Source organism: Gryllotalpicola reticulitermitis (assembly GCF_042651345.1).
In the GTDB taxonomy this organism is placed as follows: Bacteria; Actinomycetota; Actinomycetes; order Actinomycetales; family Microbacteriaceae; genus Gryllotalpicola; species Gryllotalpicola reticulitermitis.
Genome location: NZ_JBHSCN010000006.1, coordinates 204,872 through 220,340 on the forward strand (window position 1 = coordinate 204,872; position 15,469 = coordinate 220,340).

At 66.4% G+C, this 15,469-nt stretch carries 14 protein-coding genes and 4 tRNA genes; 11 read left to right on the forward strand and 7 right to left on the reverse strand.

The window, feature by feature from the left end; translation table 11 throughout:
* Nucleotides 1-622: 622 nt before the first annotated feature.
* Nucleotides 623-1,159 (forward strand): hypothetical protein, encoded by a 537-nt coding sequence (locus ACFOYW_RS14315; RefSeq protein ID WP_390230247.1) that lies wholly within the window; start codon nt 623-625, stop codon nt 1,157-1,159.
* A 228-nt stretch (nt 1,160-1,387) separates the two neighbouring features.
* On the opposite strand, the gene ACFOYW_RS14320 is transcribed toward ACFOYW_RS14315, so the two are convergent.
* The 3 genes from ACFOYW_RS14320 to ACFOYW_RS14330 form a co-directional block, all read right to left on the reverse strand.
* Nucleotides 1,388-1,852, reverse strand: coding sequence for a DUF6301 family protein (locus tag ACFOYW_RS14320; RefSeq protein ID WP_390230250.1), 465 nt, complete (start codon nt 1,850-1,852; stop codon nt 1,388-1,390).
* A 142-nt stretch (nt 1,853-1,994) separates the two neighbouring features.
* On the reverse strand, nt 1,995-2,444 hold the full coding sequence (locus tag ACFOYW_RS14325; protein ID WP_390230253.1) for a hypothetical protein: 450 nt from the start codon (nt 2,442-2,444) through the stop codon (nt 1,995-1,997).
* 69 nt (nt 2,445-2,513) lie between these two features.
* Nucleotides 2,514-3,026 (reverse strand): hypothetical protein, encoded by a 513-nt coding sequence (locus tag ACFOYW_RS14330; RefSeq protein ID WP_390230256.1) that lies wholly within the window; start codon nt 3,024-3,026, stop codon nt 2,514-2,516.
* Nucleotides 3,027-3,467: 441 nt separating this feature from the next.
* Between ACFOYW_RS14330 and ACFOYW_RS14335 the strand changes: the two genes are divergently transcribed.
* Both ACFOYW_RS14335 and ACFOYW_RS14340 read left to right on the forward strand, forming a co-directional pair.
* Nucleotides 3,468-4,190 (forward strand): class I SAM-dependent methyltransferase, encoded by a 723-nt coding sequence (locus tag ACFOYW_RS14335; RefSeq protein ID WP_390230259.1) that lies wholly within the window; start codon nt 3,468-3,470, stop codon nt 4,188-4,190.
* 698 nt (nt 4,191-4,888) lie between these two features.
* Nucleotides 4,889-5,116 (forward strand): hypothetical protein, encoded by a 228-nt coding sequence (locus tag ACFOYW_RS14340; RefSeq protein WP_390230261.1) that lies wholly within the window; start codon nt 4,889-4,891, stop codon nt 5,114-5,116.
* Between the two features lie 65 nt (nt 5,117-5,181).
* On the opposite strand, the gene ACFOYW_RS14345 is transcribed toward ACFOYW_RS14340, so the two are convergent.
* Together ACFOYW_RS14345 and ACFOYW_RS14350 are read right to left on the reverse strand one after the other, a co-directional pair.
* Nucleotides 5,182-5,631, reverse strand: coding sequence for a hypothetical protein (locus ACFOYW_RS14345; protein WP_390230264.1), 450 nt, complete (start codon nt 5,629-5,631; stop codon nt 5,182-5,184).
* An 87-nt stretch (nt 5,632-5,718) separates the two neighbouring features.
* Nucleotides 5,719-6,198 (reverse strand): helix-turn-helix domain-containing protein, encoded by a 480-nt coding sequence (locus tag ACFOYW_RS14350; protein WP_390230266.1) that lies wholly within the window; start codon nt 6,196-6,198, stop codon nt 5,719-5,721.
* A gap of 124 nt (nt 6,199-6,322) precedes the next feature.
* On the opposite strand from ACFOYW_RS14350, the gene ACFOYW_RS14355 reads away from it, so the two are divergent.
* On the forward strand, nt 6,323-6,991 hold the full coding sequence (locus tag ACFOYW_RS14355; protein WP_390231398.1) for an AAA family ATPase: 669 nt from the start codon (nt 6,323-6,325) through the stop codon (nt 6,989-6,991).
* Between the two features lie 176 nt (nt 6,992-7,167).
* Here ACFOYW_RS14355 and ACFOYW_RS14360 read toward each other — a convergent pair.
* A tRNA-Val gene (locus tag ACFOYW_RS14360) sits at nt 7,168-7,240 on the reverse strand.
* A gap of 142 nt (nt 7,241-7,382) precedes the next feature.
* Here ACFOYW_RS14360 and ACFOYW_RS14365 point away from each other — a divergent pair.
* The 3 genes from ACFOYW_RS14365 (at nt 7,383) to ACFOYW_RS14375 (ending at nt 7,735) form a co-directional block, all read left to right on the forward strand.
* Nucleotides 7,383-7,455: transfer RNA gene (locus ACFOYW_RS14365), tRNA-Gly, on the forward strand.
* Nucleotides 7,456-7,494: 39 nt separating this feature from the next.
* Nucleotides 7,495-7,565, forward strand: a tRNA-Cys gene (locus ACFOYW_RS14370).
* Between the two features lie 98 nt (nt 7,566-7,663).
* Nucleotides 7,664-7,735 (forward strand) — tRNA-Val (locus tag ACFOYW_RS14375).
* A 51-nt stretch (nt 7,736-7,786) separates the two neighbouring features.
* Here ACFOYW_RS14375 and ACFOYW_RS14380 read toward each other — a convergent pair.
* Nucleotides 7,787-11,209 carry an ExeM/NucH family extracellular endonuclease gene (locus ACFOYW_RS14380; RefSeq protein ID WP_390230269.1) on the reverse strand — a complete coding sequence of 1,141 codons (3,423 nt, stop codon included), beginning with the start codon at nt 11,207-11,209 and terminating at the stop codon, nt 7,787-7,789.
* Nucleotides 11,210-11,349: 140 nt separating this feature from the next.
* Between ACFOYW_RS14380 and thrS the strand changes: the two genes are divergently transcribed.
* The 4 genes from thrS to pdxT all read left to right on the forward strand — a co-directional run bounded on the left by thrS (nt 11,350) and on the right by pdxT (nt 15,468).
* Nucleotides 11,350-13,350 (forward strand): threonine--tRNA ligase, encoded by a 2,001-nt coding sequence (thrS, locus tag ACFOYW_RS14385; RefSeq protein ID WP_390230272.1) that lies wholly within the window; start codon nt 11,350-11,352, stop codon nt 13,348-13,350.
* An 85-nt stretch (nt 13,351-13,435) separates the two neighbouring features.
* A complete protein-coding gene (locus ACFOYW_RS14390; RefSeq protein WP_390231401.1) occupies nt 13,436-13,963 on the forward strand; it encodes an HIT family protein in 528 nt (175 codons plus the stop codon).
* 12 nt (nt 13,964-13,975) lie between these two features.
* The gene (pdxS, locus tag ACFOYW_RS14395) at nt 13,976-14,866 is read left to right on the forward strand and encodes a pyridoxal 5'-phosphate synthase lyase subunit PdxS (protein WP_390230275.1); all 891 of its coding nucleotides are present in this window, start codon (nt 13,976-13,978) and stop codon (nt 14,864-14,866) included.
* The gene (gene pdxT, locus ACFOYW_RS14400; protein ID WP_390230278.1) at nt 14,866-15,468 is read left to right on the forward strand and encodes a pyridoxal 5'-phosphate synthase glutaminase subunit PdxT; all 603 of its coding nucleotides are present in this window, start codon (nt 14,866-14,868) and stop codon (nt 15,466-15,468) included. The genes pdxS and pdxT overlap by 1 nt, the downstream gene beginning before the upstream one ends.
* Nucleotide 15,469 lies beyond the last annotated feature (1 nt).

Consider the following 15,469-nt stretch of genomic DNA (forward strand, 5'->3'; position numbering starts at 1 on the left):
TGAACACGGTCGCGCGATGAGTCGACGTCGTCGAACGGTGGACCCCCGCCCGCGGCTCCTTGCTCACCGTTGCGTGCATCAGCGCCATCTCGCGTACACCGCGCAGTGCACCTGGGGATATCGCAGGCCGTGCCCGTCCTTGACACGCGGGCCAACCCTCTCCTGGAGGCCTCACCAGGCTCCGCGGACAAGGCCGACGACGAAATGCCGTAGTCACGTCTACCCGGCCGTTCTGGCGAAGTGAGATGAGCCAGCACTTGTGAGCATCACGGAAAAGGCGCGGAAAATTCCTGGTCATCGGCTCCGCGACCCGAACTAATCCAGGCAAAGAAAAACCCCGACTAACCAGGAAGTTTCCCTGTGGTGGGCGATGCCGGACTCGAACCGACGACCTCTTCCGTGTGAAGGAAGCGCGCTACCCGTTTGTACCAAGCGGCCACCCGCCGAATCGTTGATTTTTCGCGCTCTATTTCCTGTGTTTGTAGCAGGCCAATCGGTCGAAATAAGCCCAAATGAGCCAGGTTTACGGCAGCGTGTGGACATTTTGTGGACACAAGGCGTCAAGGCGGTTACGGGAAGCACCGCGCCGTCGAGTCTCAAACTGCGCCGCGCATAGTCATCCGTGACGAAAATGGCGCTGGACGGTGAACTGCGCGACGAGCCACAGTTCGATGCGCGTGGCGGGATGTTCCGCTTCGAGTTGCGCGACCTGGACGCGGAGCGCGTCTTCTACGGCCCGTCAGAGTCATACCTTCTCGCGACCCAGATCCCCGGCTACCCTGTGACCGAGTTCCCGCTTGTTGCCGATCTCGCGATTCAGTTCGCCGATCGGCGCGCGTTCGCAATCGACCTCACGACGGCTCTGCAAGCGCGCCAGATTACTCGGTTCGAGGAGCAGAGCGTTGCCGGAGCCGTCTACCGGATGCCGGCGCGTGCCTCCCGGGTCCTCCACGGCGACAAGCGCCGGCCCGTCGGCATCCACGTCTGCCGCCACCCGATTCCGCTCGTCGTGCTTGAAAGCTCTGCGCTCTTCTCGACACGCCCCGCACTCCGCGCCGGCAACGTCATCATCATCCGCGACCTCGACGAGCGGTCCCTCCTCGAAGACATCGCCGCCGCCCACGGCCTCGCCCTCGTCGAACGGGACAACGCCAAATGACGCGCCACACCCGCGCCGTGAGCCTGGCGGTCATCGTCGTGCTGACGATCGTGGTCACGCGCATCGAGGGTCTTTCGACGCTGGTCTCCGTGGGCGTGGCCGTGGGCGCCGTCGGGGTATTCCTGCTGCTCGCGCCGCTCAGCGTGAGAGCTCGACCAGATCGGCCGGCCGCTCGGAAGTCACCTGAATGCCGAACGACGCTGACAGCTAACTGCCTCGGGTGTCGGCTCAGGCCAACGGTGTTGTGATCTGCTCGATCCACAGGATGACAACGCCCTTTCGAGTTCCGCTCCAGTAAGCGTTGAGGCTCACTCGCACAGTCCCGCGGTCCCACACGGACTTTGGTGCGCCGTACTCATCGATATCGCGAATCGGATCTCCAAACGTCGTCTCGAGCGCGCTCGCGGCTCCGTCGTAGACGACTCTGAGCCCGTCCTGATCCGGGGGCTCGATCTGCGCCAGCCAGGCCGAGACAAGCACCGGTGCCCCTTCGCGCTGGGTCCAATCACCTTCTACCCCGTCGAACGGGAGGACGAGCGTGGACTGCCCGTATTCATTGGCCCCGTCGCTGAGGGCTTTGACGCCGTGACGAGCTGCGAAGGTGGGGAAGTCTTCGGCTCTTGCCGGCCATCGGTCAGCGGCAAGCCCAAACACCCATTTGGCGAACTCGTCGTAGTCGACCGATGCAGTCATCGGTGCAGCGTAGTGGAGACGCCGGAATGTGTCAGCAGGTCGCCGCTTCCTTGACGTTCCCGGTGGCGAGCCCGGTCGTGCTCGACGGAGCAATCACGATTCGGGGCCGCGGCGAGCGGTGCACGAGCCGCGGCGCAGGTTGTCATCCTTGACCCTGGTCGTAGAGCCGCCAGCCGTGTGCGGTCTTTGTCCAGCACCAGCCCCACTGGAATGTGGCGGCGATGCCGGGGCCTTGGAAGCCCGGTGCCCGGACCGTGGACTGGACGCATTCTTCATTCGCGCCGCCCTCCGCTCTCGGGACGAACTGCGCGTTGCCGGTCACTCGGTAAGACACGAGAGGCGGAAGCCCGACGGCGTATGCCAGGAGATCGTTGCACCACGGGTCGGTATGCGCGAGCGTGAGGGCCAGAGTTGCCGGGCAGTTCCCCCACCGCGCGTCGCGCAGATAGGTGATCGTCATCTGCCGCGGTGTGGCGTGCTCGGACGCCTGCACGGCGAGGGCGGCGTCACTCGCCCAGGAGGCCACGCCTCCGCCGAGGACGCACACGACGACTGTCGCAGCGATAACCAGGCGACGACGCGTTTTCCACACCGCGCAAGTCTTTCAGCACGGGCGTCGGGGTGCTGTCCCACGCCCCGGGGCGGTGGACTCATCGCGTACTCAGTAGCCGTCGGCGGACGTGTAACTCTTGGTGGTGTGGTCGTCGACGCTGCCCATCCGCCAGGCGACTGCCGATGACGGGTCGACGAGGCTGATCCGCTGAACGTCGAGCTTGCCGTCCGCGAAGCGGATGACGACGAGCGCGTCCGCGCCAACCCCGGTCTGCTCGATCTTGACGTGGGCGACCCCGGACCGCGCGTCTTTGGAAAATCGGAATGCGGAGGGATCTGGCTGCTCGGTCACGTCCGGCTCACCGAAGTTCGAGCGCGTGACCGTCAGCATTTGCGGTGTGCTGTCGTCCGCGAGGGCTTTCAAATAGCAGCGCACCGGCCCGCTCTGCCCCGTGATCGCGCCCGTGATCTTCGCCGGATAGGAGCAGGACAGGCCCTCGGTCCACGGTTCGATGCTCGCCCACGCATAGATGCCGCCGACACCGAGAAGCACCGCGCCGAACACGGACAGCATGACGATGAGTGGCGCGAATCGCCGCCGGGAACGAGGCGCGTCGCGCATGTGGGTCATGATCGCATACACCGCCCACGAGGCCGCCGCGACGCCAGGATTCGCGGACTGCGTCTTGGTACTGTTCCGCGGTGGCCGTCTCGTCAGTCAGTCGCCCGGACGTCGGCGCTCATGGCCCCCGGCGACTGTGGGCGACGGCCCTCCGCTGGCTTCTGGTCACTGTGCTTGCCGTGCAGCTTGGCTGCGGCGCTGTCGCCCTCGGATACGGGTTCGCCGGCCTCTACCCACCGTCGGACGCTTGCAGTCCCCAGTTCGTGCAGGGTATCGAGCCCTACTGGGTGGGCGACTTGGCTGCGGTCGGCATCTACCTCGGGGCCCTCGTGGCCTTCGGCACGGTTGTCGGTCTCGTCGTCCGCCGTGTCAGTGTGGGGCGTCTGTCACGGCTCAGCTGGACCGCAGGGATTATCAGCCTTTGCATTTTCGCTGGGCGTCGTGCCTGATTACGACGCGCGTCTGGTGGACCTGTACGACGAGGACAACCCCGACGGCCCCGAGCATGACTTCTACCGCGGCCTTGCGAGCGAGCGCGGGGCAACGGCGATCCTCGACCTCGGATGCGGGACGGGGATTCTCACCGTCACGTTCGCGCAGGGCGGTCGGACTGTCGTCGGGGTCGACCCGTCGAAGACGATGCTCGACTACGCCGAGCGGCGCTCCGGCACCGGCGCCGTGCGGTGGCTACATGGCGACAGCCGAGACATCCCAACCGCGGACTTCGATTTCGCGGTGATGACCGGCAACGTGGCGCAGCACATCCTTGACCTGGACTGGGCCCGGACTCTGCGTGACATCCGGTCCCACCTCAGAACAGGCGGCACGTTGGCGTTCGAGAGCCGGAATCCCGCCCGACGCGCATGGGAAACATGGCAGTCTGACGCGCCGACGGTTCGAGACACCGTGCACGGGCCGCCACGCGAATGGGCCGAGGTTAAAGAGATCGGAGACGACCTCATAGAGGCCACCTTCCACAACGAGTTCGCTCGCACAGGCGACTGCGTCGTGGAGACGGTGCGCTTTGCGTTCCGTGACGCGCGGACGCTGACGGCGCAACTGGCGTGCGCCGGGTTCGACGTGGAAGCGATTTATGGCGACTGGGATCGAACGCCCTTCTATGAGGAGCACGAGCTGCTGATCGTCGTGGCGAGAGCTCGGTAGCCGCCGAGTACGGCGTAGTCGCTTCGACCGCCGCCTGCGGTTCCGGCCTCCGCTCACCGTGGCGCAGCGTTGGTGCACCGCTATCCGCGGCGGCAGCGTGACGCGCGACTGCGGAACGATGGGCGCGCCGAGTGCGTTGCGCGGCGGCCGGCGAAGCCGGCCCGGGCGTGGCGCCTCGCGCCGAGGACGCTGCGGGAGCGGCAGAGGGGTTACGGGAGCTCGCACGGGCGAATGCGCCCACGTCTTCCGTAGCGGCCGCCGAACGGGGGATGATTCCCACATTTGTCGAGAGAGGTGGGAATGCGCGCGTCACGCCCGATCCCCGGCAACCCGTGGCCTCACGACATGGTGTTGGTCATCGATACTCCGCACACGCTGCTCGACCTCTTGTGGATTCGCGAAGCGTGGGGTCTGCGTCCGAAGGGTGCTGACCTGCCGCCTGCGGTGGGGACGCAACCGGAGCCTGTAGACGCGGCTGCGCGGGCCGCGGCACCGATCGCGGAGTGGGAGGCAGGTTGGACTGACGTATGGGAGGCGTGCCTCCGTCATGCAGGCGTGCCTCAGGATGATCGCCTCGTCAGCCAGCTCCGGAGCACAGAGCTCAGCAGCGAAGAACGCCGCGACCTACTCGAGCAGCTGCGCGGCCCGGAGTGGCACGACCGCTTCGGTGCCGACGCGTATACCGACAGACACCGCACATGGGTGAACGCCCCGAGGTCGAGCAACAGCATGTGCGACGCCACGGCATCGAGCGGACGCTGCTCGATGCCGTGATCCCCGCATGGGAGGCCGGGTTGCTGAAAATCGTCGAGATCCCGTGCCGCGGCACCTTCAACCGTCGGGTCGGCGAGCACGGTCTGCTCGTGACTGTCGAGACGAGGGCCGACGACGAGCGGTATCGCGAGGCGCTCAGTCTGTTTCGCTGAGCGGTGACGCGCCATGCAGCAGCGCAGGCTACCGCAGATGACGACTGCGCGTCCGCACGTGACGGCTACGAGCTCGTAGTGGCGTGCACGCTGGCGAATGGGAACGGCTGGATCACAAGCCCGTGATGGACCCAATACGTGACCGGCATCGCGAAGAAATAGATGCCGCTGGCGGCGACCGCGACGACGGCCACCGCCGCGATCACGAGCATCGCATGGTTGAGAGTTTTCACTGCGCGTCGCTCGTCAGTGCCGCCTCGAAGGGCTCTGCCGATCGCGACAAACAGGACGACGCCAAAGATGATGTAGAGCGCGGGGCTCGCGTGCATCGAGGCGTCGACCAGGGTGGTGCTCGTGCCGACCTCAGCGCCCTTGCCGTCGGTCAAGAGGATTGAGCACGAGAGTGACGCGGCGACGGCGACCACCATCAGTCGGCGCGCGACCCGCAGAACGCGGCCGCCGGGCAGCGCGTTCGAGCTTTCAGGCGTGATCGTGGATTCGGCAGTCTGCGTCATGACGCCCTCTTCTCTAGCGCTCACTGTCGCACAAGGAAGAGCGCGCTGTGAAGACCTCTGGCCGTTCAGCTCACGGAGGACCGCTGCCTATATTCCTTGCCTCGAAAGCGGGTAGCGGGCGTTGAGGCGCGGGTCGATCACGAACCGCAGCAGAGCATCGCGCGCGACCCGGCCGCCCAGCCAGTACATAGGGATGATGAAGATGCCGATTCCTGGGAGTACGCCGGCTCCGATGAGCGCGATCGACGCGAGCACGACGATGACCCCAAGAACGAGATAGCTCTTTCGGACAGTATCGGCGATCAGGTCACGCCGCTGTTGCTGGTCACGAGTGCGCCTTTCGAAGCCGCCAACAGCAGCCGCGTAGTCCGAGTCGTTCACTGTTACGAAGAGCTCGGTGACCTGGACGCCGAGCACCTCGGCGACCCGCGCCAACGTGTCCAGGCTGGCGTCGCTGCCGGACTCGAGCCGCTGAATAGTGCGGACCGCGATCCCGCTCGCCTCAGCGAGGCGTTCCTGGGTCCAGCCCTTCGCCTTTCGCAGCTCGCCGATCCGCGTTTGATTCATGCTCACACCGTAGAGCGGTGCGGCTCAGACAACCACGACAGGAACCCGCCACGAGCACGACACCAAGCCGCTCACGGCAACCTCGGCGCCCGGGCCATAGGCTCGACGCGTGTTTCTGGCGATGATGTGCGGCATGTCGTTCTCAGCAAAGAGCACGTTCGCCGCGCTTCTCGCCCCGAAGCTCGACGCGGCCGTCATCAGCCTCGATGCAATCAACGAAGAGCGCGGGTTCCACGGCGGGCAAGGAATCCCGGTCGAAGAGTGGGGAAGAACGAGCGCCATTGCGCACGAGCGGGCCCGCCGCGCATTGTCTGGGGGGTGCAGCGTGTTGATCGACGACACGGGGTCGCCCCGCTTCCTGCGCGACGCGTGGCGCGAGACCGCAGAAACACACGGGGGGGCGTTCGCCCTCGTATGGGTCTGCATCTCCGCGGAGCTGCAACACCAACGGCTGCTCGCAAGCCGGAAGACACGCGACCGCCACGATGTCACCGACGAGGTCATGGCACAGCACGTCGCCGGCTTCGAAGAGCCACTCGACGAGAACCCTATCGTCGTCGAGGCGGTCGACGCGGCGAGCGATGCCCGTGCCGACGAAGTCGCATCCCTCATCCGCGCAGACGAGACGCTCTCGGAATCGGCCCTATTCGACGAGGATCAAGCGCGCATTGCTCTCGCAATGGACCCCCGTCGTGCGCAGCGCCGGCGACCTCGACTTCTGGACGTCGGACCAGCCCTCGTCGCAGGCCGCCGATACAGCGCTTATGCCGTTGCGTCAGGCAACTCAGGGTGACCTCGACGCGGACAAGGAAGAGGCCGCGTGAAGGGCCGAAACGCGGCGTCGCGGGGCGGAAATGACCGGCGACTAGCGGAGGCCGCGGAAATCCAGCGTAAAAGTCGGTACGTGCCACACGACGGAAACCTCACGGATATGAGAAAACCCCCGGCTGGCCGGGGGTTTTGCTTCTGTGGGCGATGCCGGACTCGAACCGACGACCTCTTCCGTGTGAAGGAAGCGCGCTACCAACTGCGCCAATCGCCCGCGTGTGGTGCCTTCCGATGTTAGCCGACCGGCGAGCGTTTCTACGAATCGCGGCCGTCCCGCGTCGATTTGAACTGGGCGTGACGCGTGGGTTATGGTTGACAAGTCGCCGGGGCGGCCCGCAAGAAAGCCCCACGACAATGCGGATGTAGCGCAGTTGGTAGCGCATCACCTTGCCAAGGTGAGGGTCGCGAGTTCGAGTCTCGTCATCCGCTCGAGTGTGAAGCAGTCGATTCGGCTGATCATGCGGGCCTGGTGGCGTGGCCGAGAGGCGAGGCAGCGGCCTGCAAAGCCGTATACACGGGTTCGAATCCCGTCGCCACCTCACACTCTGTTGGATACATATCTCGGTTGGATTTACGTCCCGTCGGGTGTGTACCCTGAATCCCGACTTCGACTCTGGCTCGCTAGAGTGAAGACAGGGCGCGATTGGCGCAGCGGTAGCGCGCTTCCCTGACACGGAAGAGGTCACTGGTTCGATCCCAGTATCGCGCACAACAAGAAAAACCCCCGGCTAGCCGGGGGTTTTTCTGTGTCCTTAGTCGATCAGCTGATCGACCACGTCACGGGCTTCGACGTCGACGCAGGGCCGCCGCCCGAGCCGGGCTCGTACTCGGCGACCAGCGTGTACTCACCGGTCTTGTAACCGCTCGGCAGGTCGATGGTCACCGATCCGTTCTTGAGGCTGGCCGACTTGTCGGTCTTCGTCGTGCCGTCCGGGTTGTAGATCGTCACCTTCGCAGTGCCCTTGATCGCCTGCGTCGATGAGCTGGCGACGACATCCACCTCGACCTTCGCCGGCTTGTCGTTCGAGAGGATCGTGACGGTCGTCGTCGTGAACGGCGCGTTGTTCACCGTGATGGTCTCGGTGATCGTCACCTTGGTGCCGGCCGCATTGGTCGCGGTGGCCAGCAGCGTGTGGGTGCCGTTGCTCAGCGTGGTGGTGTCGAGCTGGAACGTCTGCGTGCCCGCCTTCGGCTGGTAGACGTACTGAAGCCCTGCCGAGTCGACGCGCAGGTTGTACGCCTGCAGCGTGCCGCCGAGTGCGACGCTTACCGGCACGGTGCCCGAGACGGTCGAGTTGCTCGTCGGGGATACCCAGGCGAGCGTCGGGTTGTCGACGGTGATCTTCTCCGTGATCGTCGTCTTTGCCCCGGCCGCATCGGTGGCGGTCGCGAGCAGCGTGTGCACGCCGTTGCTCAATGCGGTGGTGTCCAGCTGGAACGTCTCAGTACCCGACTGCGGCTGGTACGCATACTGCAGACCGGCCGAGTCGACCCGCAGGTTGTACGCCTGCAGCGAGGTTCCGGCGAGCGATACCGAGACCGGAATCGTCCCGGTCACGGTCGCGCCATCCGTCGGCGTCGTGAAGCTCAGCGTCGGGGCCGCGGGAGCCGTCTGCGGGTTCAGTCCGACGACGACCGGGTCGTGGTCGGATGCCGCGAACGGGTTCGTCCCGTCGAACAGCTGCGTCACGTTGTAGTTGTAGCGGCTGTAATCGAAGGCGACGGATTCCTGCGCATTGATCTGCCAGACATCCGCCCCTGTGACGAGCTTGAGTGCCGCCGCATTCGCGAGGACGTGGTCGAGCGAGCCCTCGAGGCCGTTGTACGAGTACGTCTGCTCGGTCGGGTCGTAGGTGCTGCCGAGGTCGGTGTAACCGGCCGAGTACAGCGTCTGCATGGGGTCTTCCTGCGTGTACGAGTTGAAGTCTCCGACGAGGAAGACCGGTTGCCCGGGCGTCTCGATCGAATTGACCCAGGTGTTGACCGCCTCGGCCTCGTGGACGCGGGTCGCGTTGAACGCGCCCTGGTCGACGGCGGGCGATGAGGTGTCCTCGTCGTCGCCGGGGTACAGGTCAGATGCGTCACCGCTCTTCGACTTCCAGTGATTGGCGACCACGAGGAACTCATCGCTGTCGTGTGCGCCGGCCGCCTTGAACTGCTGCGCGAGCGGTTCGCGGGCGATCGAGAACGGCTGTCCGTCGCCCGACTGGTCGGCGAGCACCTGCGAGGCGCCGACCGGCGAGACGTCGGCAGGCTTGTAGATGAACGCCGTGCGGATCACGTCCTGAGTGGCGAGCGGCGGGAGCGCGTCGGTGGACGGTGAGGGCACATAGGCCCAGACATCCGAACCTGCGGCCGTGTTGAGCGCGTCGACCAGGCCGGCCAGGGCCGTGTCGCGCGGCTCGCCGAACTTTGCCGAGTTCTCGATCTCCTCAAGCGAGACGATGCTCGCGCCGAGGCGGTTGATACCGGTGACGATCTTCTCCTGCTGGCGCTGGAAGTTCGCGTCGTCCGCCGCACCGCGAGGGCCGGGGCCGCCGTCGGTCGTGGTGCAGGTGTTGACCGCGATCCGGTTGCCCTGGCGGTCGGTGTAATAGGTGCAGGTACCGAGGCCCTCTGACTCGAACTTCTCACCGGTCATCGGGAAGTAGTTCTCGACGTTGAAGGTCGCGAGCCGGGTGGCGCCGCCGACATCGGCCGGCTGTTGGTTGGTGGCGCGCGTGTCGCTGAAGGTGGCGACGGATGCCCCATCGTCGGTCACCTGCGAGGTGGGCTGGAAGTTCCACAGGTCGTAGCGGTAGTCGAGGACGACCGGCGAGTGGAATGTCACGGCCGAGCCGACGCGAACGGGGTTGCTCGGCGTGAGCCAGGGCAGCGGGTCGTTCTCGTAGGTCGACGTGCTGTAGTTCCAGCTCGAGCCGTCATCGAGCGTGATCGTGCGTGCTGCGTTGTCGGCTGCGACCGCCTCGGCCGCCGCGGAGCCGGCGGCACCCGCATCCGTCGGCTGCCGCAATGGCGTGTCGCCCGCGGCCAGCGTGAACGAGCCGTACCAGTTCGCGTCGTAGTTGTCCGAGACGGTGAAGTCGCCCTGCGGCGCGACGAGCTCACCCTCGTGCGCCTCCTTCTGGGCGTCGGTCGTGAGGTCCGACCAGGGCAGCTGGTCGGGTACGACAGCGGGCAGGGGCGTCGCGAGCTCTGTGACGGTGGGGGAGTCGATCTCGGTCTCGCCGTCGTACTCCTCGACGGTGCCGCTGACGGTGACGCTCTCGCCGATCGTGACCTGCTTGGCCGCGCTGGTGCCATAGACGAATACGGCGTCGGATTCGCCCGGCGTCTTGTCATCGGCCGCGGTGCCGCCCGCGCCGCCGGTCTCGAGGTAGAAGCCGTTGAAGCCGCCGGTCGCATAGTCGGCCGTCACGACACCCTGCGTGGTCACGCTCTGGTTCGCGTAGGGCGACGTATCGGTCGTGCCCTGGATGTCGGCGATCGACACCTCGCCATTCGCCGGTGGCGTCGTGCCGCCCGACCCCGGGCCCGTCGACGTCGAGCCCGAATTCTCGGGCGTCGGGGCCGCGGCCGTGAAGTCAGCCGCGTTGTTGTCAGTGTCGGTGCCCGCGGCGTCACGCTGGTAGCTCAGCGTCAGCGAGTTGCCGCTCGCCGCGGTGCCCTCGGGCGAGTTGCTCGTGCCCCAGCCGATCTTGTCGATGACACTCGCATCCGTCGGCTGCACCCCGGTGCTGCTCGCGGCGACGAACAGCGTGCCGCCGCCGGCGCCGGGATTGATGCTGCCGCCGGTGCTGAGGTCAGGCGTCGGCAGCGCCGCTCCCGGATTGCTGCTCGCGCCGTTGCCCGGCAGCTGGATCAGGAAGTATCCGTGCGACGCGACCGAGCCGCTCAGCGCGAAGACCTGCGACCCGCTCGGCGTGACCGTGCTGGTGGGCGCCCGGTACTGCAGCGTGTCACTGCCGAGGGCGATCGCCGACGACGTCGGGTTGTACAGCTCGACGAACTTGTTCTGGTAACTTGCGCCGCTCGAGCCGCCGTTGACGTAGGCCTCGCTGATGACCAGGCCCGTTCCGGACGTATTGGCCAGCGCAGGCGCGGACAGGCCGGCGGCGAGCAAGCATGCCGCAGACGTGGTGATTGCGGCGAGTGCGAAGCGCCGCGAAAGAACAGAGGGCATCAATGCCCACCTTCCAGTGTCGGTGGTTTGCGTGAGGCCCGTGCGTGACCCCCATGGGGACGCTATGGCCGCGTTCGAGCGACCAATCGAGCGGCAGTTGAACGACAGATGACGGATGCCTGGCCCGATAGGGTTGATCCATGGTGGCCGATGGCTTTGAGCTCTTCCCGGATCGGAATGTTGTCGCACTTCGCGTCAACGGCGAACTGAAAGACAAAGCCACGACGACGACCGACGACGACGAGGTCGAACCGGTCACGATCGACTCACCCGACGGCCTGAACATCTTGCGGCACTCGACTGCGCACGTGCTCGCTCAGGCCGTGCAGCAGGTGAATCCCGACGCCAAGCTCGGCATCGGGCCGCCCATCACCGATGGCTTTTACTACGACTTCGACGTCACCGACACCTTCACCCCCGAGTCCCTCAAGGACCTCGAGAAGGCGATGCTTCGCATCGTCAACCAGGGCCAGCGCTTCGTCCGCCGCGGTGTGACCGACGACGAGGCACGTAGCGAGCTCGCTCACGAGCCCTACAAGCTCGAGCTGATCGGGCTCAAGGGCGGAGCGTCAGGCGGCGCAGATTCAGCACCCACTCGCCCGTCGGGCGAGGAGTCGGTCGAGGTCGGCGCCGGTGAGCTGACCATTTACGACAACATCAACCCGAAGACCGGCGAGACCGTGTGGAAAGACCTCTGCCGCGGGCCGCACCTGCCCGACACCAAGCTGATCGGGAACGGTTTCGCGCTGACCCGTGTCGCCGCGGCCTACTGGCGCGGCAGCGAGAAGAACCCGCAGCTCCAGCGCATCTACGGCACCGCGTGGCCGTCGAAAGACGATCTGCGGGCCTACCAGGAGCGCCTCGCAGAGGCCGAGCGCCGCGACCACCGCAAGCTCGGCAAGGAGCTCGACCTGTTCTCGTTCCCCGACGAGATCGGCTCGGGCCTGTCGGTGTGGCATCCCAAGGGCGGCATCGTCCGCTACGAGATGGAGCAGCACGCCCGGCGCCGCCACCTCGAGCAGGGCTACTCGGTCGTGTACACCCCGCATCTGGCCAAGTCCGACCTGTTCTCGATCTCCGGCCACCTGCAGACCTACGCCGACGGCATCTGGCCGCCGATCCGCATGGACGAAGAGCGCGACGCGACCGGTGCGGTGACCAAGCAGGGCGCGGACTACTACCTCAAGCCCATGAACTGCCCGATGCACATCCTGATTTATAGGGAGCGCGGACGCAGCTACCGCGACCTGCCTCTGCGCCTGTCGGAGAACGGCACCGTCTATCGCAACGAGCTCTCCGGTGCGCTTCACGGACTCACCCGCGTACGCGGGTTCACCCAGGACGACGCGCACCTCTTCGTCGCCCGCGATCAGCTCGAGGCCGAGACCACGAAGGTGCTCGAATTCGTCATCTCGCTGCTCAAGGACTTCGGTTTGACCGACTTCAAGCTCGAGCTGTCGATGCGAGACGACGAGAAGTCCAAGTGGATCGGCGACGAGCAGCACTGGGCGGAGGCCACCGACGCGCTGCGCCGTGTCGCACTCGCCTCGGGCCTCGAACTCACCGAGGAGCCGGGCGAGGCGGCGTTCTACGGGCCGAAGATCGACCTCAAGACCACCGACGCGCTCGGCCGCAGCTGGCAGCTCTCCACCGTGCAGGTCGACTTCAACCTGCCCGAGCGCTTCCAGCTCGAGTACACCGCACCCGACGGCTCGAAGCAGCGACCGATCATGATCCACCGGGCACTCTTCGGGTCGATCGAGCGCTTCTTCGCGATCCTGCTCGAGCACTACGCAGGCGCCTTCCCGGTGTGGCTCGCGCCCACGCAGGTCATCGGCATCCCGGTCGCCGACGAGTACGCCCCCTATCTCGACCAGATCATCGCCAGGCTCGCGACGCACGGCGTCCGGGCCGAGGTCGACCATTCCGACGACCGCATGCAGAAGAAGATCCGCAACGCAGCGAAGTCGAAGGTGCCGTTCCAGCTCATCGCGGGCGAGGAGGACCGGTCGCAGGGCACGGTCAGCTTCCGCTTCCGCGACGGCAGCCAGCTGAACGGCGTGCCCGTCGAGGAAGCGATCGCGAAGATCACGTCCGCGATCGCCACCCACGAGCAGGTCGACACCGCCTGGGCGGTGTGACGTGGCGCGGTTGTCGCTCGACGACTATGGCGACCACGATCCGCAGAGCGGTACCGAGCCGGCGGGCGCCGAGTCCGCCGTCGAGGTGACGGATGCCTCGCACCTCGCCGGCGTGCCGGACGAGTTCCAGCGCCTGTGGACCCCGCATCGCATGGTCTACATCCAGCAGGGGCAGCAGCGACCGCACAGCGACGACTGTCCCTTCTGCGTCGCCCCGACGCTGCCGGACGAAGAGTCGCTGATCGTCCACCGCGGCCAGACGACATTCGCTCTGCTGAACCTCTTTCCCTACAACAGCGGGCATCTTCTTGTATGCCCCTACCGGCATATCTCGATGTATGACGAGGCGACGGTGGTCGAGGTCGAGGAGATCGGGGCGATCACCCAAGTCGCGATGCGAGTGCTGCGCCAGGTCTCGCGGAACGACGGCTTCAATCTCGGAATGAACCAGGGCGCGATCGCCGGCGCCGGCATCGCGAGCCACCTGCATCAGCACATCGTGCCCCGCTGGGCGGCCGACTCGAACTTCCTGCCGATCATCGCCAAGACGAAGGCGCTGCCGCAGCTCCTCGGCGAGGTCCGGGCGACGATCGCGGAGGCGTGGCCCCGCTAAACTACTCTCACTATGACTAACGGAGAGATCGGCTCGAGCCGCGTCAAGCGCGGGCTCGCCGAAATGCTGAAGGGCGGCGTCATCATGGACGTCGTCACCCCCGAGCAGGCGCGCATCGCGGAAGACGCCGGCGCGGTCGCGGTCATGGCGCTCGAGCGCGTGCCCGCAGACATCCGTGCCCAGGGCGGCGTCGCTCGCATGAGCGACCCCGATCTCATCGACCAGATCATCTCGACGGTCTCGATCCCGGTCATGGCCAAGGCCCGCATCGGTCACTTCGTCGAGGCGCAGGTGCTGCAGGCCCTCGGCGTCGACTACGTCGATGAGTCCGAGGTGCTGTCGCCGGCCGACTACGTCAACCACATCGACAAGTGGGACTTCACGGTGCCCTTCGTCTGCGGTGCGACCAACCTCGGCGAGGCGCTGCGCCGCATCAATGAGGGTGCCGCGATGATCCGCTCCAAGGGCGAGGCAGGCACGGGCGACGTCTCTGAGGCGACCAAGCACATCCGCAAGATCACGTCCGAGATCAACGCCCTCAAGGCGATGACGAAAGATGAGCTGTACGTGGCCGCGAAAGACCTGCAGGCGCCGTACGAGCTCGTTGCCGAGGTCGCGACGACCGGGAAGCTGCCCGTCGTGCTGTTCACCGCCGGTGGCGTGGCCACGCCGGCCGACGCCGCGATGATGATGCAGCTCGGCGCCGACGGCGTGTTCGTCGGCTCGGGCATCTTCAAGTCCGGTGACCCCGCGCGCCGTGCCGCAGCGATCGTCAAGGCGACGACGATGTACGACGACCCGCAGACGATCGCCGAGGTCAGCCGCGGGCTCGGCGAGGCGATGGTCGGCATCAACGTCGCCGACGTGCCCGCGCCACACCGCCTGGCCGACCGCGGTTGGTAGTGACGCCCGAAGACAAGGTCCGCGTCGGCGTCCTCGCACTGCAGGGCGACTTCCGTGAGCACCTCGCGGTGCTGCGGGAGCTCGGAGCCGAGGCGGTTCCTGTTCGGCGACCCGAGGAGCTCGCCTCCGTCGCGGGCCTCGTGATCCCGGGCGGAGAGTCGACGGTGATGGACAAGCTGTCGCGCACCTTCGGGCTCCGCGAGCCCCTCGTCGAGCGCATTCGGGAGGGCATGCCCGTCTACGGCACCTGCGCCGGTCTGATCATGCTCGCTGATCGTCTGCTCGACTCGATCGAGGGCCAGCAGACGCTCGGCGGCCTTGACGTGACCGTCCGGCGCAATGCGTTCGGCTCTCAGCTCGATTCGTTCGAGACCGATCTCGCCGTGCCGGTGCTCGGCGACGCGCCGGTGCACGCCGTCTTCATCCGGGCGCCGATCGTCGACTCGGTGGGGGAGGGCGCCACGGCGCTCGGCACCCTCGACGACGGTCGAGTCGTCGCCGTCGAGCAGGGGAACCTGCTCGGCACCTCGTTCCACCCCGAGGTCACGGGCGACTATCGCTTCCACCAGTATTTCCTCGACCGGGTCGGCGCGGCAGAGTAGG